Source organism: Sphingomonas sp. PAMC 26621, assembly GCF_000251145.1.
Classification (GTDB): Bacteria; Pseudomonadota; Alphaproteobacteria; order Sphingomonadales; family Sphingomonadaceae; genus Sphingomonas.
Genome location: NZ_AIDW01000064.1, coordinates 21,435 through 46,291, shown reverse-complemented (window position 1 = coordinate 46,291; position 24,857 = coordinate 21,435). Strand labels below are relative to the sequence as shown.

Below are 24,857 nucleotides of genomic sequence, written 5' to 3'. Positions count from 1 at the left end.
TTCGCAAATTGGGCGATCCCTGGGAAAAGCAGCCGGGGCTAACTGCAAGACGGCTAATGGCCAAATTTGCTTTCCCAATACAGGTTCCTGATTACTCCGTCCCGAGATTACAGCTCGGAGGAGGCGAATGATTGCGCCGGCCAAGCGGCTGCTTTCGGGGATTGGGTTTATCACCTGAGCGTCCGGGTCTGGGCGGAACTGCCCAGGAACAGGCAAGCAAGACCCAATTATGGACGCACAGCGCCCTTCTTGCGCTTCCTAACTCCGGACATTCATTCATCGGTTCGCGATCGTCCTGTAGCCGCGCTGAAATGGCGAACTTTGGGACAATTTTGCCGTTCACCAGCGACCTTTCGAACGGCAGGTCTTGTCAGGAGCCGACATTCGTCGGGTGCGGGACCGGTATCGCAGAATGACAAAAGGTGGGCCGGTTCTCGAAACGGCAGGTTCCAGACTGAGAAAATGGGATAACTGCCTTCCGTCATCCAGGCCCACAAAAGTTACGTGCAATCGATATAACCTCGTCTGAGGCTTCCGAACCGCGCTAGACGTCCGGTACGTCCTCGGCGACGAAATGCTCGAACAATGTATTCGAGCCGGGCGTCAGAGCGTCAGGGCCTGGGGAGCGCCATCAACGTTGCGGCGCATGATTTTTCCGGGGTAGTCACGCGGCGGCGACCGCAATCACGGCTGCCCGGATTAGGCAGCAAGCGCACTCGGCCGCGCAAATCGCCCAAGGTTTGTGTCGCCCCAATGCTTGAGCGCCAGCAGTACCGGGGTCAGTGTCAGACCAAGCTCGGATATGCTGTACTCAACCTTCGGCGGCACTTCGGCGTAGACCTTGCGGACGATCAGACCGTCGGTTTCCAGTTCGCGGAGCTGGTTGGTCAGCGTGCGCTGCGTCGCGCCGGGGATGTGACGCCGCAGTTCGTTGAAGCGACACGTGCCCTCGAGCAGGTGGAAGAGGATCACGCCTTTCCACTTGCCGTCGATCAGGCTGATGGCCGCTTCGACGGGACAGCCTGGCGCGCACTCGAAGCTGGAATGACGAGGCTTCACCACGATCGGTATCCTTTTTGACACTACGATAGAATTTTGTGCGTATTACGCGTTCGGTCTATACTCACTAGATGCGGTTCCAGCAAGCTGGAGGCAAGCATGAAAGCCATAGGATATAAGATCGCCGGCCCGATCACTGACGCCGCGTCGCTCGTCGATATCGAGCTGCCTGTGCCGGTGCCGACTAGCCGGGACATTCTCGTCGAGGTGAAGGCGATCTCGGTGAACCCGGTCGACTATAAGGTCCGTCGCAGCACCGCACCGCAAGACGGCGATTGGAAGATTCTCGGCTGGGACGCCGCCGGAATCGTCAGCGCCGTGGGGCCGGACGTGACGCTGTTCGAGGTGGGCGACGCGGTCTTCTACGCCGGCTCGATCACTCGAACGGGCACCAATGCCGAATACCATCTGGTCGACGAGCGCATCGTCGGCCGCAAACCCGAGACGCTCGATTGGGCTCAGGCGGCGGCGCTTCCGCTCACCTCGCTCACCGCGTGGGAGAGTCTGTTCGACCGGCTGGACGTGATCCGCTCGATTCCGGGCGCGGCACCGGCGATCCTCATCATCGGCGGGGCAGGCGGCGTCGGCTCGATCGCCGTTCAGCTTGCCCGTCGGCGCACCGATTTGACCGTGATTGCCACGGCGTCTCGTGCCGAAACGCAGGACTGGATCCGCACGCTCGGCGCGAATCATGTGATCGATCATGCGCAGCCGTTGGCGGCGCAGGTCGCCGCGCTCGGCATCGGCGCGCCCGCCTTCGTCTTCTCGACCACGCAAACACAGCAACATGTCGCCGAGATCGCCGAGCTGATCGCGCCGCAGGGACGGTTCGGGCTGATCGATGACCCGCAGGGCTTCGACGTGATGCTGTTCAAGCGCAAGGCGGTGTCGATCCATCACGAGCTCATGTTCACCCGCTCGATCTACGAGACACCGGACATGAGCGAGCAGGGCAAGATCCTCGACGCCGTCGCCGCGCTTGTCGACGCGGGCGAAATCGTCACGACGCTGACCGAGCGCCTCTCGCCGATCAACGCCGCCAATCTCAAACGAGCGCACGCGCGGCTCGAGAGCGGCACTGCAAGAGGCAAGATCGTCCTCGAAGGCTTCTGACCGCAGATCACCGCTACCCCCTGATACATATCGCAACACAGGCCGGGCCAACATCAGTCCCGACAAAGGAGATCCCATGACCGACAAGTCGATCGCTACCGCTTCCATCAACCGCGCGGCAGCCGTCGCGCTGATCGAGGCCGCGCTTGCAGCGGCGCGCGAAATCGGCATTCCAGCCGCCGTCGCCGTGGTTGACGCCACGGGCAATTTGCGCGCCTTCGAGCGCACTGACGATGCTCCGTTTCTCACCGTCGACGTCGCCATCGACAAAGCCTGGAGCTCTGCCTCGTTCGGTTTCCCCACCCATGTCTGGAACGACTATGTGTCGAACGATCCCAAGGTCGCGCCGCTTGCTTATCGTCCGCGGATGGTGGCGGTCGGCGGTGGCTATCCCATTCTGGAAGACGGAAAGCTGATCGGGGGCATCGGCATCTCGGGCGGAACCTACGGCCAGGATCAGAACGCCTGCGTGGCGGCGTTGACCAAATTGGCGTTTGAACTTCCTGCGTGAAGCGTTCGATATAGGATTAGCCGTTGGGCACCATTCAGGGGCCCAACGGTGGCGACTTCCTCAAGCAGATTTTCCTCAACAGAGGGGAGTTTCGGACGAGAAATCAGCCGCCGGGGCTCGCGTCAAAACGGTATTGATACCACTGTATCTCGCCTATGCTGTCCGTAGTCTGCCGGGACAGTGTGATGAACGACGCACGCAGCAAGCAAGAAGCAAGCAGTTCTAAGATAATCCGTCGGGATCCGCTGCCTTGACGTGCCAGATCCCCCACGCTGAATGACTGGGGCACTTTCCTGCCAGTTAACTACGGAGCGATACATCGGCAGCTTTTGTCAGCGGAAGACGTCCGCGATGGCTGATCTGAACTACCGGCTTTGGTCGGCTCCTGCCGATCGCTCCGCGGCCGTCAAGACCCATAGTCGGCCATTCGACGCTAAGTTGCGGCCTCCCAACTTCAGACATTCGTTCACTTCGATAGAACGGCAATTTGACGTCGCATATTGACGCGCCGCCGCACCGTTGGATGGAAAGAGCTGAGGCAAGCCTAGGTACGTATCGTCAGCGCTTGGAAAGGCGCGTCGACGACGTACGCCTGGAAAGGCATGCGCTACCTTGCGCGCCGTAGAACGTTAGAAACGAAGTCAAAGCATGCAGGGCTTCATCGATCGCATCCAGCAAGGAATGTCGCCAGTCCTGTTCGTTCGGTCAGTCGAGCCGCGAAAGCCCGACCGCGAGGGCGTCGAATACGACCCGGTACCGGGCACTCGTCTTCAGGTCCTCGTGCATGACGATCCAGAATGGCAGCGGCAGTGTCAACGCCGGTCGCATTCCAGGCCAGCGGGGCGGAGTAAAAGCAGGCCATTGTTGATGCGAGGCTGACGATACGAAGAGGGCCCCGATCGGGGCCCTCTTCGTATCGTTGTCCTCGTCTACTAGGCGGCGGTGATCTCGCCGGTTTCGGGGTCGATGATCTCGGTGGCCTGGTTTTGCTCCGCCCTGGCGGCGGAGCGTCGGCGCCCGGCGGACTGCTTCAGCCGATAGCTGTCGCCGTTCATGGTCAGGATGCTGACGTGGTGGGTGAGCCGGTCGAGCAGCGCGCCGGTGAGCCGCTCGCTGCCCAGCACCTGGGTCCAGTCCTCGAACGGCAGGTTGGAGGTGACGATCGTGGAGCCACGCTCGTACCTTTGGGAGAACACCTCGAACAGCAGCTCGGCGCCAGTGGGCGACAGCGGCACATAGCCAAGCTCGTCGATGATCAGCAGCTTCACCGCTGCAAGGTCGCGTTGCATCTTCAGCAGGCGGCGTTCGTCTCGCGCTTCCAGTAGCTGGCTGACCAGCGCGGCCGCGGTCATGAACGTCACGGTAAAGCCCTTCTGGCAGGCGGCCAAGCCGAGGGCGAGCACAACATGCGTCTTGCCCGTGCCGCTGTTGCCCAGCGCGATGATGTTCTCGCGCCGCAGGACATACTCGCAGCGGGCAAGCTCCAGCACGAGCATCTTGTTGAGGCTCGGGATCGCGGTAAACTCGAACGTGTCGAAGCTCTTCACCGCCGGGAACCGTGCCGCCCGGATACGCCGCTGATCGTGCGCCGTTCACGGTCGATCAGCTCGAGCTCGATGAGCCGCAGCAGATAGCGCGGATGGTCGGTGCCATCGCGCGCGCACTCGCGGGCCACCTTGTCATACTCGCGCAGCACGGTGGGCGGCTTCAACTGCTTGAGGTGATGCGCCAGCAGCACCTGCGGTGTGCCGCTCATCGTGCCGACCGGCATCGTATCAGGTGCGCCGCTCATGCCGCCAGCACCGCGTAATCGGCGGCCGAGGTCGTCTTGACCGCCGTTCGCGGCAGGTGCGGATACGCCGCCAGGTCGAGCCGGGCGGGTCGCTGCGCGATGCGCGCCAGCGCGATCAGCTTGATCGCATCGAACCCGACAGCGCCGATCTGGATCGCCTGGGTTACGGCATCCGTGACGGTGTCGAGCGGCAACGCCTCCAGCAGGCGCAGCACTTGGATAAACTCACGCTTGCCGCGGTTGCCCATCCGCGCTTCGAGCAGGTGTCGCAGATGCTGGAACACATCCGGCAACGCCCAGCCCTGCAACGCCGCGGCTTGGTCGAGCGCACCCGGCTTGGTCTCGATCAGCGCCAGATAGTGGAGCGGGTCGGCGACGAACACGCCCTCGCCATAGCACCGCTGGTGGCGGGCGATCTCCTTGCCGCCGCACAGGATCACGACCTCGGCGACGAAGCCCTTCACCACCACGTCCTGGAAGCCATAGGCGGTCGGCACCGAGTAGTCGTTGGTCCGATAGCGCACGAGCGCCATCGACGAGACCCGGCAGCGCGCTTCTCGCAGGGCTCCAACGGCACCGCCGGCAGCGGTCGCAGCGCGGCGCGATCGGCCACCAGCCGCTCGCCGATCGTCTCGGCATGGCGGCCGGCATGATCGCGCTGTCGAGCGCGGCAGCGCTCTTCCAGCACGGCGTTCAGATCGTCGAAGCTGGCGGCGTGCGGGACCGGCACCATGAAGTTGGCGCGTGAGAACTTGACCAGCCCTTCGACCTTGCCCTTGTCGTTGCCCTTGGCCGGCCGGGCGAAGCGATCGCGGAACAGGTAATGGCTGCACAGTTCGGTGAAGGCGCGCGTGCGTTCGCGCTTCCCGTCGCCCAAGATCTTCGCCACCGCGATCGTCGTGTTGTCGTACAGGATCGATAGCGGCACGCCGCCGAAGAACGCGAACGCCGACACATGCCCGTCGAGGAACGCCTCGGTGGTCTCGCGTGGATAGGCCTTAACAAAGCAGGCATCCGACTGCGGCAGGTCCATGCACAGGAAGTGGATCTTCTGGCGCACCCGCCGATCACGCCGACGCCTCGCCAAAATCCACCTGCGCATGACCCGGCGGGTGTGCCAGCGGACGAACGTCTCGCGCCCTCGTGCCCGGCAGAGCCGAACATGATCCTTCACCACGGTATATCCGCCGGCAAAGTCATGCTCATCGCGCAGCCGTTCGAAGATCCGCTTGGCCGTATGCCGCTGCTTCACAGGCGCTGTGGTCCGCTCAGGATCGCATCGATCACCGGCAGCAGCGGCCCCAACTTCGGCTTCGCCGCCGGCTCCTTGCGCGTATATCCCGGTGGCAGCGAAAACCGGCACATCTTGGCCACCGTCTCCCGGTTCAGCCCGAACACCCGCGCCGCCTCGCGACGGCTGTGACCCTCAAACACGAAGCGCCGAACGGCGGCATAGCTCTCCACGGCAAACATCCCCGGCCGCTCCCAAAAAGAAGCAGCCTTACCAACGGCCGGATTTTACTCCGCCACGCTCAGCACCGCGCCGGCGTTCCGATGGCCTGCTTTGTCACCGCCGCATCCATCAGATCGCGGGATTTGCTGGAACACCGGCAGTTGCCGATCCGGGGAACCGCGTGGCGGCGCCATCGGCCGAAGCGATTGCCAACTACATACGACGCGAGCGTATAAAGGCACCGGTCATCATCGGCCATTCGCTGGGTGGCGAGGTCGCGTTGATGCTGGGGGCGCGTCATCCAGGGGAAATCGGCCGACTGCTGATCGTCGACGCTCTGCCTTTCTACAGTTTGCTGTTCAGTCCCACAGCGACCGTCACAGCTGTGACGCCTCGGGCTGTCGCATTCCGGGATGCAATGATGGCTGCGCCGACCGATCAGGCCAATGCTATGCAGAGCGCCGCTATCGCTCGCTTGGTGAAGACCGAAGTGGCGCGCCCCGCCGTGATCGCCGCAGGTGTTCGTTCGGACCGCAAGACCGTGGCCGATGCCACCTACGAGCTGATGACCACCGATCTTCGTTCCGAACTCAAGCGGATCACAGCGCCGGTCGAGGTCATCTATGCCTATGACAAGATGTACGGTGTTCCACCGGCCAGCATCGATACCACGTTCCAGAACGCCTATGCTTCGACGCCGCAGGTCCGCTTCAAACGCATCGACGACAGCTTTCATTTCGTCATGCTGGACCAGCCCGATACCTTCGAGCGTGCCGTCATCGAGTTTGTTGATCAGCGCACACCGGTGCCGACAAACAGGTGATTTCCGTGATGCCGGCCGGCCAGCATAAATCCGGACCGAATTACTGGCATAATATACACGACAAACCCTGTCGCTTTGCCATACTATGCGGAAACGCTATTCTTGGGGTTTGTCGTACATGCTGGTCGGGTACATGCGGGTGTCATCGGCTGATGATCGCCAATCGGTCGACCTTCAGCGCGATGCGTTGATCGCGGCCGGTGTCGATGAGAGGCACATCCATGCCGACAAGGCGTCAGGGGGGCGCGACGATCGTCCTGGCCTGAAGGCATGTCTCGCCTACCTCAAGTCGGGCGATACCCTGGTGGTCTGGAAGCTCGACCGGCTCGGGCGATCGTTGCCGCACCTGCTGTCGATCATCACCGACTTCCGAAAACGCGGCGTCGCGTCCGGTCGCTGACCGAACAGATGGACACGACCACACCGCATGGCGAACTGCTGTTCTCGATGTTCGGCGCGCTCGCGCAGTATGAGCGCGCGCTGACGCGCGAACGAGTGATGGCCGGCCTTGCCGCAGCGAAGCGCCGAGGTCGGCAAGGCGGCAGGCCGTCCGCGATCGATCCCGAGAAAATCGAAGCGATCACCAATGCCCTCGAAGGCGGGGCCAGCAAGGCGGCGGTGTGTCGCAACTTCGGCGTGCCGCGTTCGACGTTGATCGACACCCTTGCCCGGGTCGGCTGGGCCGCACCCACCAAGGCCTGATCCATGCCGCGTCGTTCCGTCCTGACCGAGGCGCAGCGCGCCAACCTCCTCGCTCTGCCCGAAGACGAAGCGGACTTGGTACGATACTGGACGCTGAGTGCAGATGACCTCCGCATCGTCGTCAGCCGGAGGCGTGCCCACAACCGGCTCGGCTTTGCGATCCAGCTTTGCGGTCTGCGCTATCCGGGGCGATTGCTCCGGCCGGGCGAGCTGATCCCCCATGCTCCGCTCGCCTTCGTCGGCGAGCAACTCGGAATCGAGCCACAGACACTGGCCGAATATGCGACGCGGGGACCGACGCGCTACGAGCAACTGGATGCGCTGCGCGACGTGTTCGGCTTCCGGTCATTCTGCCGCCCCGTTCAGGCAGAACTCCAGGCATGGCTGTTGCCGGTCGCCCTCACAACCACCAGCGGGCCAGCCTTGACGCGGATGCTGCTGGACGAGGTTCGCCGGCGTCGCATCATCGTACCGGGCATCACCCCGGTCGAACGGATGGTCGGCAAGGCGTTGCTCGATAGCGAACGGCACGTTGCAGACCTGCTTACCCAAAAACTCACCGTAGCCCAGCGCGACCGGCTCGACGCGCTTCTGCTGAAACATGACGAGCGACCAGTCAGTGTCCTGACATGGGTACGTCAGCCGCCCGGGAAGCCGGGACGGCGCGCCTTCGCCGCGATTCTCGATCGCCTCACGGTATTGCGCGCGATCGAACTGGATGCCGATCTTGTCAGCGCGATCCATCCCGAACGGTTGCGCCGGCTGTGCCAGGAAGGTGCCCGGCTCACCGCGCAGCATCTTACGTCGCTCAACCCGGCAAGACGGCGCGCCGTGCTTGTCGCCGCGGCGATTGAGACGCAGGTGGCGCTGACCGACGATGCGGTGCTGATGTTCGAGCGGCTGTTCGGCCAGCTGTTCCGGCGCGCTGAGCGCCGCGAGGAGGCGGCGCTGAAACGTGACCGGCGCACTATCAATGGCAAGATCCGGTTGCTCGCCCGTCTTGGCGAAGCGATCATCACCGCGCGTGCCAGCGATGCCGACCCTCTTGCCGCCATTGAGGGGATCATCGGCTGGGACGATTTGGCGACCGAAGTGGATGAAGCCCGGCGCCTGGTACGACCTGATCCGCTCGATCCCGTTGAGCTTTCCCGATCGAACGCGCCTATCCTGCGACAGGTCGGGCCGGCGTTCATCACGACCTTCACCTTCGGAGCCGTCCCGGCCTGCGCACCGCTTGCCCGCGCCGTCGCCATAATGCGTGATCTCGGCAGCGGCCGGCTGCGCAAACTGCCGACCGACGTATCGCTCGGCTTCGTCCGAGCGACGTGGCGACGACGAATCGATCGTGCCGGCCTCGATCGCCGGACCTTCGAGTTCTGCGTGCTGGCTGAACTGCGCGATCGGCTGCGGGCCGGCGACATGTGGGTCGAGGGCAGCCGACGCTACCGCGCAGTCGAGCAGCAGCTCATTTCTGCGCCGGTATTTGCCGCGATGCGTGCGGCGGGACCGCTGCCCGTGCCGGTCGGCGATACCGCCGGACCGTGGTTGGCGGAGCGAAGGGCACTACTCGCGCAGAGGGTGGCCGAGGTAGAAGAGAAGGCAAGCGCCAATACCCTGGAAGACGTGTTGCTCGCAGGCGGGCGGCTTCGCATTTCGCCGCTGCGCGCTATCACGCCCGACGAAGCCGAAGGCGCACTATCACCGCTCTACGCGCATCTACCTGCGATCCGGATCACCGATCTGCTCGCTGACGTCGATCGCTGGACCGGCTTCGCCAGCTGCTTCACGCACCTGACGCACGGCAGAGCGCACGACGATCCGCGCGCGGTCCTCACTGCTATTCTCGCCGATGCAACCAACCTTGGTCATGCCCGAATGGCCGAGGCGTGCGGCCTGATGACGGAGCGGCAACTCGGCTGGCTGTCGGCATGGCACCTGCGCGAAGACAGCTATGGAGCGGCGCTCGCCCGGCTGGCCGAGACGCAACACCGGATGCCGCTCGCCGCTCGGTTCGGCGACGGCACCGCGTCCAGTTCCGACGGGCAGAATTTCCCGCTCGACAGGCGGGCGCAGGCGACGGGTGCGATCAACCCGCACAAAAGCAGCGAGCCGGCCGTCTCCTTCTACACCCATGTCTCGGATCGCTATGCGCCACTCCATTCCACGGTCATCTCTGCTGGGGCGAGCGAGGCGGCGCATGTCCTCGACGGCCTGCTCCATCACGGTGCCGACCTCGCGATCGAGTGCCATCATACCGATGGAGGTGGCGTTTCCGATCATGTCTTTTCGCTCTGCCACCTGCTCGGCTTTCGTTTCGCGCCGCGTATTCCCAATATCTCCGCCCGACGCCTGCACCTGTTCGCGGACATGCGGCCGGGACCGGACATTGCGCCGCTTGTCGCGCAGCCGATCGATGAAGGACTGATCGCCGGCCATTGGGATGACGTGATCCGGCTCGCCACCTCGATCCGGACCGGCGTCACCAGCGCGTCGGTGATGCTCGAACGCCTCGGCTCCTATCCGCGCGCGAACGGCCTTGCGCTCGCCTTGCGCGAGATCGGGCGGGTCGAGCGCACGCTGTTCACTCTCGACTGGATCGAGCGCCCCGAGGAGCGGCGTCGTGCAACCCGCGAGTTGAACAAGGGCGAGGCGCAAAACGCCCTGAAACGCGCGATCTTCTTCCATCGCACCGGCCGTATCCGCGACCAGGGTCTGCAAGAACAGACACATCGCGCCAGCGCACTCAATCTGGTCGCTGGTGCCATCGTGCTGTGGAATACGACCTATCTCGAAGCCGTGATGCGTCATCTCGAACAACAGGGTCGGCCTGTGCCGTCGCACTTGCTCCAGCATCTCTCGCCGCTGGGGTGGCAACACATCAACCTGACCGGCGACTATCTCTGGACAGATGCCGACATCCCCGATGGAAAACTGCGCGGCCTGCGTCAGGCGCTCCGCTCGCCGGGCTGACGGTCCTTACCGTATATCTGTGCCCGTTTTATGTAGCGCCCCCTTGCTGATCAAGGCGGAGGGCACCCTCGAACTGCGCCTGCCCCCTGAAATTGACGGATCGCACTGAGGCGTTTTCATGTGCGCAAACGGTCATCGATCCATCGGCGTCAACGAGAAAGGCATTGAGGAAATACGGTGACAGACGCAGCAAGGATCGGAGCCGGTCCAACGCCTCAGCTTGATGGCGCGCGCCAGAACCCTGCATTACCAGCGCGTCTTGAATAGAACGATCGGCAGCTAACGTGCGAAGGTCGATCGAACGATCGTAAAGGGTGCGGGATAGGCTGCCGGCGATGGATTGAGCGAGTTCGCGCAAACGCCCCCCCTCGAACTCCTCAAGCAGCTCGTTGGCGATCGCGGTACCGACCTGAAGACTGTCCGTGATGCCGGCCCGGAAAGCGACGGATGCCTGCCGGGCGCTGCCAGCCAATGACTTCACTTCTGAGGCGACAACTCCGATGCCGCGGCCGGCCTCACCAGCGCGTGCCGCCTCGATAGCCGCGTTAAGTGCCAACAGGTTAGTCTGCGCAGCGATCTCTTGCACCTTGCTGGCATGCACGTCGATGTCGGTGCCAAGCGCAGAGATGAGGGAGCGTAGACGACGAGGCATGATTTTCCGATCGACAACCTGGTTAGTCGAAGATGTTTAAAGTCTCGTTATCTACGGCACTTAGAGTACGCGCAAAGCCATCCGCACGGGCGGTGCAGTGATCGGGTTGGCCGGGTGCCGCGCGACCGCTTCGGCCAGCACCTGGAGAGCAATGTTGATGAGGGAAGTGTCGCGCTTCGTCATGCGCGCGTTGAACACGGGCGGCGGCAATTCGGTTAAAACATAGTTGGAACAGCGGGCGCGGGGTGCTGCAACGAAGTAGCGGACCGGACATGTCAGCCCGGTTGCGGACCGATCTGCTCGTCGGTCGCCGCATCGAGCAAGTCGTTCCAATCGCTCCATACATCGACGCGTATAGAGAGGATCGCTGCCTTCCGAGAATCGCTCAGAGGCCCCTCCTCAAGCCAATGTGCCGGGACCGGTCTGACGGCTTCGAGCATGGCCTCCGTCGGACCGCGCATGACGGAGAGAATCCCTCGGGCGTCTTCAACGTACTGGCCCCAGACTGGCTTTTCAGTTTCACAGAATTGAACCGCCCGCTCGTCTCTCTCTCGTAACGCTCGCGCGATACGCTCTAACATACTCACGCGGGATCTCCAGCGAGACCAATACAACGGTCTGCATAGCATTGGTCCAAGCCATGTCCTGTGAAGCTCATACTCTACGAGTTTATGACGTTTGCGGCCGATTATTTCGCTCCGGATCGGCCGTGGGGGAGGCTACTGGTTCAATATGAGCGGGCTGCAGCTGGAGGGCCCATGCTGAAGCCCTAGCCGCGCATTCTTTGGGGGACAACGCGGTTAATGCCATGGATACGACTTGGCCTGCGAATCATTGCGGTCGGGTGCGATACGCGGTTGGACCCTACTTCGATCGATCTCGGACACGCCGTGTTCCAACCGGTGCCCACTTTCACAGTCTATCCCGGCTGCCCTCAATGTTCGCGGAACGCTCCCCAGAACGCACCAACCAATGGCTCTAATGCATAGCTCAACGCGGTTCGCTTCCGCAGCGGGACCAGCACCTGAACCGGCATCCCCGCGCGGAGTTCGAAATCCTTGCCCCTTACGCCGCGCAACAGCGCGAGCTGCGCGCGCGGCACCGTCACTTCACCGGTGAAATAGGTTGCGCCCGTTTTCTCGTCGGTCAGCGCATCGGCGGAAAGCCGGGTCAGCCTGCCTTCCAGATCGGGCAGGGTCCGTTCGTGCAGGCCGGGGAATTTGACCAGCGTGCGCTGTCCGACGACCAGATCGTCCGCGTCATCGGGCGCAACGCGCGCCTGGATCCTAAGCGGGGTCCGCTCCGGGACAATGTCCATCAGCTTTTGTCCGGGCGAGACGACGCCGCCGGGAGTAAAGACGCTCAACGCGATCACCGCTCCGGTCGCCGGCGCGCGGATGTCGGTCCGACGCAGCTGGTCCCGTGCCGCGGCAAGCTTGGGAAGGACGTCGCCGAGCCGGATTTCGACGTCGCGCAGGTCCGCCGCGGTGCGTTCCCGAAACGTGCGTTCGGCCTCGATCGCGGTGATCTGGCTCTCGCGTGTCGCCCCCTGCGTCTGCGCGACGCTTGCCGAATATTGCCCGCGTTGACCGACCAGTTCGGCGCGCATCCGCTCCAGTTCGCGCAACCGCGTCTGCGAAACGTACCCCTTTTCAGCCAGCGGTGCGAGCGCTTTCAACTGTTCGTCGATGATTCGCAGCTGTTCCTGCGCGGATACCACCTGCGTGTCATAGCCGCGCCCCTGCGCGGTCGACTGTGCCGCCCGCTGCCCCAGCGCGCCGCGCTGCGCCGCGAGCGTTGCGCGCCTTGCCAGCAGCTCGCGTTGTTGAAGCTTGAGCGCAAGCGCCGCAACGTCTCGGTCCTCGGGCGGGAGCGTGGCATATTCGGGCGGCGTCACCACCCCCCCCGTCCCGAGCTCCTCCGCTTCTAGCCGCGCACGCTGGGCGAGCAATCGGATCGCCTGCGCGCTCATCGCGCGTTCCTGCGCGAGCACTTCCGGCGCTGCGAGTCGAACAAGCAATTGCCCGCGCTCGACTCGCTGCCCCTCGTGGACGTAGATCGCACCGACGACGCCGCCATCGCGGTGCTGGACCGTCTGGCGCTGACCCGAGACCTCGAGCACCCCCGGGGCGTAAGCCGCCGCGTCGAGCCGCGCGAAGGCCGTCCAGCCGAGGAACAACCCGAAGAAGGCGAACGCGATCATCACCCCGTTGCGAATGTCGCGCGTTGGATCCGAAAAGCGGTTCCCGTAATCGGCGGGCGTATCCGCCGCGGGCAGCACGCTGAGCGCGGTGCTCATGCCGCACCTCCCTGGGTCGCGGGCAGATCGGCCACGGGCGGGACCATCCGGCGGACATTGGGCGGTGCGATCTTGGCGAGGACCTCGTCGCGCGGGCCGAACAGTTCGGCGCGCCCGTCGCGGAGCACGAGCATCTTGTCGACTACCGGCAGCACGCCGAGCTTGTGCGACACCACGATGATCGTCCGTCCTTCCGCCTTCAACCGCGCGATCGCAGAGTTGAGCGCGGCATCGCCTTCCGAATCGAGATGCGCATTGGGTTCGTCGAGCACATACAGCGCGGGGTTGCCATAGACCGCCCGCGCCAGGGCGACGCGTTGCGCCTGCCCCGCCGAAACCCCGCGCCCGCCGAGCTGAAGCCGGTGCTCGAACCCGCCGTTCAGCCGCAGGATCAACGGCAGCGCGCCGACCCTTTCCGCAGCCGCCACCGCTTCCGCATCGACCGCGGCGGGGTCCGCACCGGCTTCGCTCGCGAACCGGCTGATATTCTCCTTTACTGTACCCTCGAACAGCGCCGCGTCCTGCGGCAGATAGCCGATGTGGCGTGCCAGCAGTTCGGGGTCCCAGTCCGACAGGCTCGCCTCGTCGAGCCGCACCGTCCCGCGATCGAGCGGGAGCGCACCGACGATCGCCCGGACCAGCGTGGATTTACCCGAACCCGACGGCCCGACGATGGCGAGCACCTCCCCCGGTTCGAGCGCGAACGACACCGCGTTGAGCACCGCCGCATCGCGGGTCGGGGTCAGCACCGTGACTCCTTCGAGCTTGAGCGTCCCGGTCGGCGCCGGCAGCCGGGTCGGTGCCGCGTGGAACGGATCGGCGGCGAGCAGCGCGTCGATGTTGCGATAGCCGTCGCGCGCCTGCATCAGCGGCTTCCAGCTGCCGATCAGAAGTTCGATCGGGGCGAGTGCCCGCGCGATCAGGAAGGACGCGGCGAAGATCGCGCCGCCCGATATGAGATTGTCGACCGCTAGCATCGCCCCGAGGCCGAGCGCTAGCGACTGCAAGGCGAGGCGGACGAACTTGGTCGTGGTCAGATAGCCGCTCGCCTGGAACCCGGCCTCGGTCTGGAACGTGAGCATCGCAAGCCGCTGCCGCAACTGTCGCGCGACGAACGCCCGCCGCATCCCGAGCGCCTTGATCCCGTCGGCACCGTTGAGCGCGGCGTCCTGCGCGGCATAAGTGCGTGCGGCGACATCCTGCGCGCGTTGCATCCCGTCGCGAGTGGCGCGTTCGTTTCGCCACGCGATGAACGGCAGGGTCAGGCCGCCGACGAGGGCGACCACGCCGATCCAGGGATGCACGAGGAAACAGACGAGGACGTAGATCGGCGTCCACGGCGCGTCGAACAAGGCAAGGATCCCGGGGCCGGTCAGCGTTCCGCGGATGACGTCGAGCTCGCGTAGCGCCTGCCGCGCGACGGGCGAGTCGGGGCGGCCGAGCGTCGCGTCGAGCAGCGCGGGCGCGACCACCGCATCGAGCAGCACGCCGGCCCGGACAAGCAAGCGGCTGCGGATCCGGTCGAGCAACGCGAGGCAGCCGAGTGCGAACAGCAGAGCCGCGGTCAGGAACCCGAGCGTCTGCAACCCCTTCGTCGGCACGACCCGGTCATAGACCTGCAACATGTACAGCGTCGGTGCGACATACAGCAGGTTGACGAGCGCGCTGAACGCCGCCGCCGCGATGAGGTGGCGGCGGCACAGCCGCAACGCGTCGCGCATGCGCCCGTGGAACGCGGCGTCGGCAGGTGGCAGCGGAGACCATGCCGGTGATGGCGAAGACTGCGGGGATGGCGTCAAGGTGTCGGTCATTCAGGTCAGGCCGTACCCCCCATCCCGTGCGGAATGGGGGGCGCGGTCGTCACACCAGATGAAGGTGGTCGGCGGTGGTGAGCTGGTACAGATGCTCGTGGCCGAAGCTGTCGCCGGGCGAAACGGCATAGTCGCCGGTCCCCTGCCCTGCCACCGCCGCCGCCGTGTCGTGCGCCCAGCCGAACGTGTCGTCCGCCGTCGCGGCGACCCGCGTGGTGTCGAACACAAAGCCCCGCTGCATCCCGCCGTCCTGCCCGGCCGACGCCACAATCGAGCGCGCGACGATGGTGCCGAAGTCGAACACGGCAAGCTGCGGGTCATGATCGGTCGGGCGATCCCCGCCGAACTGCGAGTTGATGTGGACCGCATCATATTGCGCGTTCGCGAGCAGCCCGTCCGAGACGAGGATATGATCGAGTTGCTGCGCATTGCCCTCGAACAGATAGCTGTAGCGTTCCTCGCTCGACAGCAGAGTGGCGAGATCGGTCAGCGCGCCGCCCTTCGCCGGGTCGGTCAGCTGGGTCTGCGCATTTTCCCAGACGAACCCGTTCCAGTCGCCGAGCACCGCGATGTTGAGGTCGGGATTGTCCGCGAGATGCGCGTTGACATACGCCTTGACCCCGGCGGCCTGCGCGGTGCGCGCGGCGTCGCCCGCGTCCGTCGGTGGCTGGGTCGCGCCCCACAAGGGATCGCTGCCGCCGCGCGACGTCAGATGGACGTTGATCGCGGTGACGGTCTCGCCGTGGAACAGGAAGTCCGCGACGAGCGGCTTGCGCGTGTTGTTATAGGCCGCCCCGTCGATCAGCTCGGCGCTGCCCTCGACATAGCTCACGCGATCGAGATTGTAGAGATAGCCACCGCGGATGTTGCCATTGGGTTCGCCGCCGGTGCTGTTGGCGGTATCCGGCGCGATTTCGACATAACCGTAATGCAGGCCCGACGTCGCCGCGATCGCGTCGATCAGCCCCTGCGCGGTCTTGACCCCGGACAGATCGGTGCCGCGGCCCGCGCCATCGGCATCCTGGATTTCCTGGAGCGCGACGATGTCGGGCGCGCGCAGATTGTAGACGATGTTCGACGCCAGCACGTCGTATTTGCCGTCCGAGGCATCGAGATTCTCGACGTTGTAGGTCGCCATCGACAGATGCGTCGCATCGCTGGTCAGCGTCGTCACTTCCTTGGCGAGCGACACGTCCTTGGTCACGGTCACCGCTTCGGTCACCAGCACTTCATACCGTGCGGCGGCATAGTTGACGATGCCGGTCACGCTGCTGAGCTGATCGCCGATCGAATAGCCCGCCGTAAACCCGGCGAAGATCGTGCTGTCGCCCTGAAGCTGGATCTTCTCCGGGTTGAAATCGCCGTCCGAGATCGTGATCCCGCCGCGATCGTTGACCCCGGTCGCACCCTTGCCGAGCGACGCCACGACGTCGGTTTCGGCATAGCTGTCTTCGGTGGTGTTCGACACGACGAGCGGCGTATCGATCGTGACTCGCATCCCCTCGAGCGATTCCCAGAAATCGATCCCGTCGGCGGTCGGATCGAAGCTGGTGAGCCCGTCATTGTCGATCACCTGAGTCGGCGGCGCGATGCCGCCCTGCCCGATCAGGACGGCGTCGGGGAGCTGATAGTCCGACGAAATGAATTCGACCGTCGGCGCGGTGATTTCCGTCACGGTCAGCCCGCCCGTTCCCGCGCGATATTCGCTGACGACGCCCTGCACCGACACCAGATCGCCGAGGAAGAAGTCCTCGGGCGCGGTACCGGTGAAGACGAACACCGCGTCCGATGTGTGGCTGTTCCCGTCGCCCATGTCCTGGATGTAGAAGCCGTTGCTGTCGACCGCGGTGATGATGCCCTGGGTCAAGACGGTCTGGCCCTCGAACGCGGAACGATGCCCTTCGCCCTGGATCTCGCCGATCTGGAGCGGGAGGATGTCGTCGTTGAAGATCGTGCCGGTCGCGGTCGCACGGTCGATCGTCGCGCCGCCGGTCGCGTTCGACAGCGTGATGCTGAACGTCTCGTTCGGCTCGGGCGCATGGTCGCCGAGGACGGGAAGCGAGATCGTCGCGGTGGATTGCCCGTCGGCGAACTTGACGACGCCGGTGAAGGTGGTCGTGCCGAAGTCGCCGGCATCCGCCCCGCCATTGCCGCCGGGCAGCGAGACCGAATAGGTCGCCTCGACCGCACCGCTCGCCCCGCCGATGCGCGAGACGGTGAAGTCGATCATGTGGCTGCCCGCATCGCCCTCGGTCGTACTTGCGTCGGCGATGCTGAGGATGCCGGGAACGACCCCGACGCTGCCGTTGCTGGTGACCTTGATGTCGTCGATCCCGACCCATTCGTCATTGCCGACAGCGTTGGTCGTGAGCACGCGGACCTGCAAGGTCGCCGCGGTGTTGGCGTCGGACGGCAGCGTCACCGAGACGGGAATGTCCGCTCCGTAACTCCCCGGACCCGACGTCGCATCCGCAACATAACCGCCCGGAACGTTCGACCAGGCCCCGGTATCGCCGAGGCGATATTGCACGGCGACCTGCTGGACCGCATTGTCCGCGCCATTCTCGAGATCGCGCAGCGTGAACGACAGCGTGACGCCTTGCCGTCCCGTCGCATCCAGATACAGCGCGAGATAAGGCGCGGCGGCCGTGCCCGATCCGGTCAGCGCGATCGTCGGATTGGCGATCTGGAACTCGGCGGCACCGCCGGTCGTGAAAGTGTTGGGGTTGGTCTGATTGGCGCTAACGCTGACCACAGTGCTGGTGCCGGTGACAGTGCGCGGATCGGCCCCCGTGCCCGAGACGAGGCCGTCGCCGCGGAACGCCATGATCGACGGTACGCCCGACCAGTCGCCATTGGTGGTGATCAACCCGAGGTCCGACCAATCCTGCAAGAGATCGCCACCACCGAGATTCCAGTAATTGGTTGTCAACGCCTTACTCCCTGTCGCCTTACTCTGCCGACCGGCGCGCCCGACTCGTTCGGTGCGACGATCGGCAATTACGCGCTGGGTCGGTCCGCTACGGGGCCGATGTGACACGGATATGAAAAAAGCTTCATAAATCGGATTTTAACTTGTACCAGAAGGACAAGCCTGTGGCGGATGTCCCGCGTCGTGACCGCATGCCCCGGATCGTCCTACTAAGAGCGCATAAGAGCCTGTCGCCGGACAAGTATATCTCGCCCTGCTGTCGCTCAACTGAAACAAAAAGCGGATAGAAGCCCGAACCGTTACAGTATGTATCGCTGTTCAGGGGTTTTTATCATGATTCGTTCGCTTGTTTGTCTTTCCGCCGCGCTCCTCGCCGGTACTGCGACCGCCGCATCCGCGACGACCACTGTGGGTGGTGTTACCGGGGTGCGGACGGGTAATATCCTGAACAACGGAGTCACCATCAATGGTGTCATGGCGATGGGCCAGACGTTCAGCGCGACCGATTCGCTGCTGACCGGTTTCGCGTTCCAGTTCGCGACGAGCGTGCGCGCCAGCACCAGCGCAAGCGTCACTTTCTCGCTCCTCTCCGCGAGCGGCGCGACGCTGGCGAGCAACACGACGCTGCTGACCGGCCTGCAATTCCGGACGAACCCGTCCTTCGCATATTACGACGTCTTCAACGGCAGCGTCGCGCTGACTCCGGGCGAGACCTATAGCGCGGTGGTGACGACGACCGAATCGTACCTCGCGCTGGTGTTCAGCCCCAACTCCGCCGCCGCGAGCAACCCGGCGAACGATCGCGCGAACGACGCTTATGCGGCTGGCGCGGTGATCCGGAACAACGTCGGCGACACGGTCTGCTCGCGCAATATCTGCGACGCGAACTTTCGCTTCACAAGCGCGACGCCACCCGTCGCCGCGGTGCCCGAGAGCGCGACCTGGGTTATGATGCTCGCAGGCTTCGGCCTAGTCGGCGGCGGACTGCGCTATCGCCGTCGCGCGACGGGCGTCCGCTTCGCCTGAACGGACGGTGGGTTTGCTACCCGGGAGGGGCGTGCCGCGGTCATCGCGGCACGCACATTCTTGTGTTCATAGACTTCGACCAAGGATCGTCACCGTCGGGTTCGGTCCCATTGACGTGGTCCCGAAATCTTCATGATCCCGGCCCAGTCGCGCATGATCCGCTAGCTCGACATCCGTGCGGACAGGCACCACCGCCGCGTGGTTTATCTCCCCGGCCGAGGCTTCTGGACGAACGCCCGCTTATGCCGATCGTTCTCGATAGCAGACGGGCAGCGTTCTACCATTACCCCCCCCCTGCCTGCCTTATGAACAAACGGCTGCATAGCGCGATCGCCGCCCGATAGCGGACAGGCCGGTTTCCACCCAAATGACCCTTAAAGCAGCCCGTCCACTCGCAGCAAACTTTACCGTCTTCTCATCGTTAGGGTGGCGGATTCCCTCTGCCATGAATGGTTTGAGGCTATGGCTTGGACGACGGCAAACATGCGAGCCATGTTTGCCGTCTGTCGATTCAAGCCGGCTCTACCGCTTTCGCGGGACGACCGCGCTTTGGTGCTGATACGAGATCCTCTGCATTGCCAGATGCTTTCTTGCCACGCTCTCGGCCGAGACCGATCTTTTTCGCCAAGTCACGGCGCACTGTCGAGTAGGATGGTGCAGTCATGGGATAATCCGCCTTCAAACCATACCGCTCGCGATATTTGGCAGGCGTCAGACCGTGGGTGGAGAGATGCCGCCTCAATGTCTTGTAGGGTTTTCCGTCAATCATCGAGATAATGACATCAGGATTTGCCAACGACTTTCGTGCGGTGACCGCGCCAGTAAACTCGGGGGCAGCTTCCTCGGTGGGAGATTCAACCGGCATAGTCGAAAGACCGATCACTGCGTCATGCATCGACCTCAAGAAGGCCGGGACATCCTCCGCCGAGGTGCGCGTATTGGGATTAGACAGCCATGCCATTGTCAATTCGGTCGCGAGTTCAACGGTATTTGTAGTTTCATCAGTCAATGTGCATCTCCTTTAAGCGGTATGTAGCGAAAGGTTCGTAAACTCACCCTGAACATTCAACGCACCGCGGGGTTGTTTGACCATGGCACTTATTTTAGCCCCCTGAACGCACCGAAGCATTTTTCTGCCAAAAGGCGCAAGTTTAGACGCGATCCAATCCGGCTACTCATTACTGTTTGGCGAGCTCTAGGCCGATCCGGCATCCTCCGGTTTTGGGATGAACCGATATACGGTACCGCGGGAAATGCCGAGCTGACGTGCGATATGGGCAGGCTTCACCCCATCCGCAGCAAGCTTACGGACGGCTTCGGGATCGATGCGAGCCTTACCACCTCTATAGACCCCCCTCGCTTTGGCGGCTTCTATCCCTTCCAACTGACGTTCCCGTCGTAGGTTCGTTTCAAACTCCGCAAATACGCCGAGCATATCGAGAAACGCTTTGCCGGTGGCCGTCCCCGTGTCGATCGGCTGTTCGGTTGCTTTGAGGGCCACCCCCCTGCCCTTTAGTTCATGGACGATGTCCTGCAGATCCTTCATCGATCTGGCGAGCCGGTCGATACGCGTGACGACGAGGGTGTCACCCTCGCGCAGGAAGTCGAGCAGGATTTGCAACTCGGTGCGCGACCCGCGCTCGGCCCCGGACTTTTTCTCGGCGCGGATCGTCTGACATCCGGCAGCGCGTAATGCCGCCTGCTGAATTCCCAGGTCCTGCTCGGAGGTCGATACACGTGCGTAACCGAATAGCGTCATTTGAGCTCCATCTGTTCGATCAGGTTCTAGACCGTCCGCGCGGACTGTTCAATATCCATGATAACGACCCTGATGAGACGTGGGTCGTGTCCCACGTGACGCGATCAACCAGGGTATACCCATATTGAAGCTGCCGGTGAGGAACGTTGAAGATAATGCCAGACTGTCCATTGTGTCACATGGGCAGGAATGCCATAATCAGCGCGTGCTTTGGCTCCAGGAGTGTCACCGTGGCAACACAGTCGATTGATATTAAGGTGGCCAGCAATGGCCGTATGATCCTACCGGCGTCGGTTCGTAAGGCGATGGGGTTGCATGGCGATGCCAAGGTCATCCTGACGGTCGAGAACGACGAGGTTCGATTGTCACCCATCGGCCATGGCGTTTCGCGCGCTCAGGCGATCTACCGGGAGCATGCCAAGCAGGCCCGATCGATCGACGACTTTCTGTCTGACCGCAAGGCTGAAGCTGCCACAGAGGCAGTCGAGGCTTCGCCTTCGGACCAACCGCGAGATCCGGCATGACATCCGTGGTGATGGATGCATCTGCGGTGTTGGCGCTAGTGCGGGACGAACCCGGTGCTGACAAGGTCGGACCTCATGTGGGACGAGCTGCAATCTCAGCCGTCAACCTCCAGGAGGTCATTAAGGAGCTTCTGCTTAGCGGCTTGGATGCTTCTACCATTCGCGAGCTCCTCGACGAGCTTCGTCTCGATGTTCGTCCTCACGACGTGGAGGCCGCGTATGCGGCCGCGGGGTTGCAGGCTCAGACAAAGGAGTTCGGATGCGGCCTCGGTGATCGCTCCTGTCTCGCGCTCGCGTTACAGTTAGGCGTTCCCGCGCTTACCGCCGACCGGGAGTGGAAAAAGGTAAAGGTCAAAGGGCTTAAGGTGGAGCATATTCGCTAACCGCCTATCCTGCCCTGCCGTGCTCCGCGGCATTTATCCCCAAACGAAGCGTCGCAAATGTGCTTTGGAACTGGTTCGTTCTGCAACCGAGTTATGCGACGATCGAGAATCTAAAAGCCGGCGGCTGCCCCAACTGTCGGGAAACTTAGGACATCCGCGACAAATTAGCGGCGAGTATCTGCCCGGCCGGACAGGCTTGCAATCAGGATGCCGGAGCCAACCAATGGTCGATCGTGCCGACGCTGCGTCTCACTACTAACCATTGTTTTGTTAGCAGTGCGATCCGCCCGCCATGCGCCGACAACATGGTTTGATCGGGTTTCGACATTGGCCAATGCAAGGGCAGGCGCGCTAGCTTCCGGTGAAGATGCAGCCGCTTTATAGCGAGCTTGCACTGCTTGGAGAGCGGCGCGTGAGAGTATTTCGACAACTTTACGTCCAGGTTCTGGTGGCAGTGTTCATCGGCGGCTGTATCGGATTTATTGACCCTGCGCTGGGCGTTAGCCTGAAGCCCCTGAGTGATGTTTTCATCAATCTGATCAAGATGGTGCTCCTTCCGATTATTTTCGGAACGGTCGTCCTAGGAATCGCGAAGATGGAAAACATGCGCGAGCTCGGGCGGGTTGGAGTGAAGTCGCTCGCCTATTTTGAGATCGCATCAACGCTCGCATTGCTGGTGGGCATGGCCGTCGTCAATGTTGTACGTCCGGGCGCTGGCCTCAATGCGGATCCAGCGTCGCTCGATGCAGGTGCTGTCGGTCAATATACCAAGGCCGCGTCCGAGCATCACGGTGTCATTGATTTCTTTGTCGGGATCGTCCCGTCGAATGTCGTTGGCAGCTTTGCCACCGGCAACGTCCTTCAGGTCCTGTTCTTCGGCGTCCTTTTCGGGATCGGACTCGCGCAGATCGGCCCCAAGGCAATACCCGCGGTCACGGTGCTGGAGAGCTTCATCGACGGGGTATTCCGCGTCGTGTCGATGGTCATGCGCGTCGCGCCGCTCGGGGCGCTTGGCGCGATGGCGTTCACAATCGCCAAGTACGGTCTGGGCAGCCTGGCATCAATGGGGCTGGTGCTGGTGTGCGTCTATGCCACCTGCATCATCTTTGCGACAGTATTGTTCGGGGTGATCGCGCGACTGGTCGGATTCTCGGCTTTCGCATTTTTAAAGTTTATCCGCGACGAGATTGTCACCGTGTTCGGGACGTGTTCGTCGGAATCGGTCCTGCCGCAGCTAATGACGAAGATGGAGGCAGCCGGTGTACCCAAGACTGTCGTTGGATTGGTGTTGCCAGGCGGACTGACGTTCAATGCGTGCGGCAGTGCGATCTATTTCACGATCGGCGCGATCTTCATCGCCCAGGCGACCAATACGCCACTGACATTGGGCGATCAGGCGGTGATTCTCGGCGTGCTCATGCTGACGAGCAAGGGCTCGGCCGGCGTCGCGGGCGCGGGGTTCGTCACGCTGGCCGCGACGCTGGGCGCTATGCACAAGATCCCAGTCTCCGGGCTGGTACTGCTTCTAGGTGTCGATCGTTTCATGGCGGAGGCGCGATCGGTGACCAACACGATCAGTAATGCGTTCGGTGCCGTCGCCGTGGCGGCGTGGGAAGGCTGCCTCGATCGTGACAAGCTCGCTGCGGCACTACGCGGGGAGGCCGTCATGGAATCAGGCGTCGCGCTAACTGAGAAAGTCGGTGCCGAGCAATCTGCGGTCACCCGCATCGGATGAGGATGACCGTGGCGATGGACGTAGACTGATGGCGCGGATCGATCTTGAAGATGATCGGACCATTCGCACCCTGCTGCACGACCTGTTCGACGCGGCCGTTGCAAGTGCGGATCCCGTCAAAACGCTTGGGCAACACGTTCCTGATCCGCCGCGTGGTCGATGCATCGTGGTCGGTGCAGGCAAGGCCTCCCCGGCGATGGCGGCCGCGCTGGAGGCGGCGTGGCCGGATGTTTCGTTGAGCGGGCTCGTTGTCACGCGGGACGGCCACAGTGTGACAACAAGGCGCATCGAGATCGTCGAGGCGAGCCATCCGGTTCCCGACCATCGCAGTGAGCAGGCTGCCCGGCGGATGCTGTCGCTCGTCACCGGTCTGACGCCGGATGACATGGTCATCGCGCTGATGTCCGGGGGTGGATCGGCAACGCTTGCGATGCCGGCGCCGGGGATCGCCTTCGATGACAAGGTGGCGCTGCACCAGGCGTTGCTTCATTCCGGTGCGACCATCGGCGAGATGAACCTGGTGCGCGGCGCGGTCTCCGCGATCAAGTCGGGTCGCCTTGCTCGGGCAGCTTTCCCAGCGAAGGTGGTCACGCTGGTGATCAGCGACGTGCCAGGAGACCGCCCTGACATGATCGCGTCGGGACCAACCGTTGGCCGGCCGCCGCCTCGTGCTGACGCGCTGGCCATCATTCGGCACTACGGGATCAAGATACCGCCGACGATCGCCGCATTCCTTGGCCAACCGGACTTGAGGGTCGATCAGGTCAATGCACTTGACGACGTCCGCATGATCGCCAGTCCCACGCTGATGCTCCAGGCCGCAAGCGGCTTTGCGCGACAGGTCGGCATTCCGACGCTGACGCTTGGCGACGCGCTCGAAGGGGAAGCGGCGGAGATGGGCACCGTGCTTGCCTCGATTTCAAAGTCGGTGGTGCAGCACGGGCTGCCGGCAAAGGCGCCGCTGATCGTGTTGTCCGGCGGCGAAGGCACGGTGACGATCCGTGACGGCCGGGTCGGCCGCGGTGGGCGTAATACGGAATTCCTGCTCGGCCTCGCCCTTGCACTGCAGGGCGAACGGCGAGTTTGGGCGATTGCCGGCGATACCGACGGCATCGACGGCACTGAGGACGCGGCCGGCGCGATCGTGACGCCCGATACGCTGGTTCGCGCGTACGCTGCCAACCTTGATCCGCGGGGGATGCTTGCCGGACATGACAGTTATTCGCTGTTTGCGACGCTCGGCGATCTTGTGATCACTGGCCCGACCTACACCAACGTCAACGATTTTCGCGCGATTCTGATCGCGTAACCGG

General features: G+C 63.3%; 19 protein-coding genes and 3 pseudogenes. 10 read left to right on the top strand and 12 right to left on the bottom strand.

Annotated features, from left to right (window positions below):
• Positions 1 to 699: 699 nt before the first annotated feature.
• Positions 700 to 1,062: a winged helix-turn-helix transcriptional regulator gene (locus tag RI03_RS21870; RefSeq protein WP_026046983.1), complete on the bottom strand. Its 363-nt coding sequence runs from the start codon at positions 1,060 to 1,062 to the stop codon at positions 700 to 702.
• Between the two features lie 96 nt (positions 1,063 to 1,158).
• Here RI03_RS21870 and RI03_RS21865 point away from each other — a divergent pair, with 96 nt between their 5' ends.
• A complete protein-coding gene (locus RI03_RS21865; protein ID WP_010219964.1) occupies positions 1,159 to 2,172 on the top strand; it encodes a zinc-binding alcohol dehydrogenase family protein in 1,014 nt (337 codons plus the stop codon).
• 76 nt (positions 2,173 to 2,248) lie between these two features.
• A complete protein-coding gene (locus RI03_RS21860) occupies positions 2,249 to 2,683 on the top strand; it encodes a GlcG/HbpS family heme-binding protein (RefSeq protein WP_010219963.1) in 435 nt (144 codons plus the stop codon).
• Between the two features lie 932 nt (positions 2,684 to 3,615).
• Here RI03_RS21860 and istB read toward each other — a convergent pair.
• The 4 genes and pseudogenes from istB to RI03_RS24990 all read right to left on the bottom strand — a co-directional run bounded on the left by istB (position 3,616) and on the right by RI03_RS24990 (position 5,939).
• A pseudogene (istB, locus tag RI03_RS21855) lies at positions 3,616 to 4,475 on the bottom strand (IS21-like element helper ATPase IstB).
• Positions 4,472 to 5,008: a Mu transposase domain-containing protein gene (locus RI03_RS25000; RefSeq protein WP_443208571.1), complete on the bottom strand. Its 537-nt coding sequence runs from the start codon at positions 5,006 to 5,008 to the stop codon at positions 4,472 to 4,474. The pseudogene istB and the gene RI03_RS25000 overlap by 4 nt, the downstream one beginning before the upstream one ends.
• Positions 4,936 to 5,727 carry an IS21 family transposase gene (istA, locus tag RI03_RS24995; protein WP_238542502.1) on the bottom strand — a complete coding sequence of 264 codons (792 nt, stop codon included), beginning with the start codon at positions 5,725 to 5,727 and terminating at the stop codon, positions 4,936 to 4,938. The genes RI03_RS25000 and istA overlap by 73 nt, the downstream gene beginning before the upstream one ends.
• Positions 5,724 to 5,939 carry a hypothetical protein gene (locus tag RI03_RS24990; protein WP_238542501.1) on the bottom strand — a complete coding sequence of 72 codons (216 nt, stop codon included), beginning with the start codon at positions 5,937 to 5,939 and terminating at the stop codon, positions 5,724 to 5,726. The genes istA and RI03_RS24990 overlap by 4 nt, the downstream gene beginning before the upstream one ends.
• 170 nt (positions 5,940 to 6,109) lie before the next feature.
• Between RI03_RS24990 and RI03_RS21845 the strand changes: the two genes are divergently transcribed.
• The 3 genes and pseudogenes from RI03_RS21845 (at position 6,110) to RI03_RS21835 (ending at position 10,423) form a co-directional block, all read left to right on the top strand.
• Complete coding sequence (locus tag RI03_RS21845) at positions 6,110 to 6,751, top strand: alpha/beta fold hydrolase (protein ID WP_010219959.1); 642 nt, start codon at positions 6,110 to 6,112, stop codon at positions 6,749 to 6,751.
• Positions 6,752 to 6,869: 118 nt separating this feature from the next.
• A pseudogene (locus RI03_RS21840) lies at positions 6,870 to 7,453 on the top strand (recombinase family protein).
• Positions 7,454 to 7,456: 3 nt separating this feature from the next.
• Positions 7,457 to 10,423, top strand: a complete 2,967-nt coding sequence (locus tag RI03_RS21835; protein ID WP_010219956.1) for a Tn3 family transposase — start codon at positions 7,457 to 7,459, stop codon at positions 10,421 to 10,423.
• 465 nt (positions 10,424 to 10,888) lie between these two features.
• Here the strand turns inward: RI03_RS21835 and RI03_RS25490 are convergent.
• The 5 genes and pseudogenes from RI03_RS25490 to RI03_RS21810 form a co-directional block, all read right to left on the bottom strand.
• Positions 10,889 to 11,000, bottom strand: a pseudogene (locus RI03_RS25490) (methyl-accepting chemotaxis protein); the annotation flags it as partial.
• A gap of 135 nt (positions 11,001 to 11,135) precedes the next feature.
• A complete protein-coding gene (locus RI03_RS25205; protein WP_274517582.1) occupies positions 11,136 to 11,258 on the bottom strand; it encodes a hypothetical protein in 123 nt (40 codons plus the stop codon).
• Between the two features lie 751 nt (positions 11,259 to 12,009).
• On the bottom strand, positions 12,010 to 13,374 hold the full coding sequence (locus RI03_RS21820; RefSeq protein WP_010219949.1) for an HlyD family type I secretion periplasmic adaptor subunit: 1,365 nt from the start codon (positions 13,372 to 13,374) through the stop codon (positions 12,010 to 12,012).
• Positions 13,371 to 15,095 carry a type I secretion system permease/ATPase gene (locus RI03_RS21815; protein ID WP_010219947.1) on the bottom strand — a complete coding sequence of 575 codons (1,725 nt, stop codon included), beginning with the start codon at positions 15,093 to 15,095 and terminating at the stop codon, positions 13,371 to 13,373. Before RI03_RS21815 ends, RI03_RS21820 begins: the two co-directional genes overlap by 4 nt.
• Before the next feature lie 139 nt (positions 15,096 to 15,234).
• Positions 15,235 to 18,117 (bottom strand): endonuclease/exonuclease/phosphatase family protein, encoded by a 2,883-nt coding sequence (locus RI03_RS21810; protein ID WP_010219945.1) that lies wholly within the window; start codon positions 18,115 to 18,117, stop codon positions 15,235 to 15,237.
• Positions 18,118 to 18,450: 333 nt separating this feature from the next.
• Here RI03_RS21810 and RI03_RS21805 point away from each other — a divergent pair, with 333 nt between their 5' ends.
• Entirely contained in the window at positions 18,451 to 19,143 is a 693-nt protein-coding gene (locus RI03_RS21805) for a PEPxxWA-CTERM sorting domain-containing protein (protein WP_138995811.1), read from the top strand.
• A gap of 511 nt (positions 19,144 to 19,654) precedes the next feature.
• Here the strand turns inward: RI03_RS21805 and RI03_RS23260 are convergent.
• Positions 19,655 to 20,152, bottom strand: a complete 498-nt coding sequence (locus RI03_RS23260) for a MucR family transcriptional regulator (protein ID WP_010219942.1) — start codon at positions 20,150 to 20,152, stop codon at positions 19,655 to 19,657.
• A gap of 186 nt (positions 20,153 to 20,338) precedes the next feature.
• Positions 20,339 to 20,902 (bottom strand): recombinase family protein, encoded by a 564-nt coding sequence (locus RI03_RS21800; protein WP_010219941.1) that lies wholly within the window; start codon positions 20,900 to 20,902, stop codon positions 20,339 to 20,341.
• 230 nt (positions 20,903 to 21,132) lie between these two features.
• On the opposite strand from RI03_RS21800, the gene RI03_RS21795 reads away from it, so the two are divergent.
• From RI03_RS21795 to RI03_RS21780, 4 genes are all read left to right on the top strand, one after another.
• Positions 21,133 to 21,426: an AbrB/MazE/SpoVT family DNA-binding domain-containing protein gene (locus RI03_RS21795; protein WP_037516059.1), complete on the top strand. Its 294-nt coding sequence runs from the start codon at positions 21,133 to 21,135 to the stop codon at positions 21,424 to 21,426.
• Complete coding sequence (locus RI03_RS21790) at positions 21,423 to 21,809, top strand: PIN domain-containing protein (protein ID WP_010219939.1); 387 nt, start codon at positions 21,423 to 21,425, stop codon at positions 21,807 to 21,809. The genes RI03_RS21795 and RI03_RS21790 overlap by 4 nt, the downstream gene beginning before the upstream one ends.
• Positions 21,810 to 22,176: 367 nt before the next feature.
• Positions 22,177 to 23,544: a C4-dicarboxylate transporter DctA gene (dctA, locus tag RI03_RS21785; protein ID WP_051007337.1), complete on the top strand. Its 1,368-nt coding sequence runs from the start codon at positions 22,177 to 22,179 to the stop codon at positions 23,542 to 23,544.
• 28 nt (positions 23,545 to 23,572) lie between these two features.
• Positions 23,573 to 24,853, top strand: a complete 1,281-nt coding sequence (locus RI03_RS21780) for a glycerate kinase type-2 family protein (protein ID WP_010219937.1) — start codon at positions 23,573 to 23,575, stop codon at positions 24,851 to 24,853.
• The last annotated feature ends 4 nt before the right edge of the window (positions 24,854 to 24,857 follow it).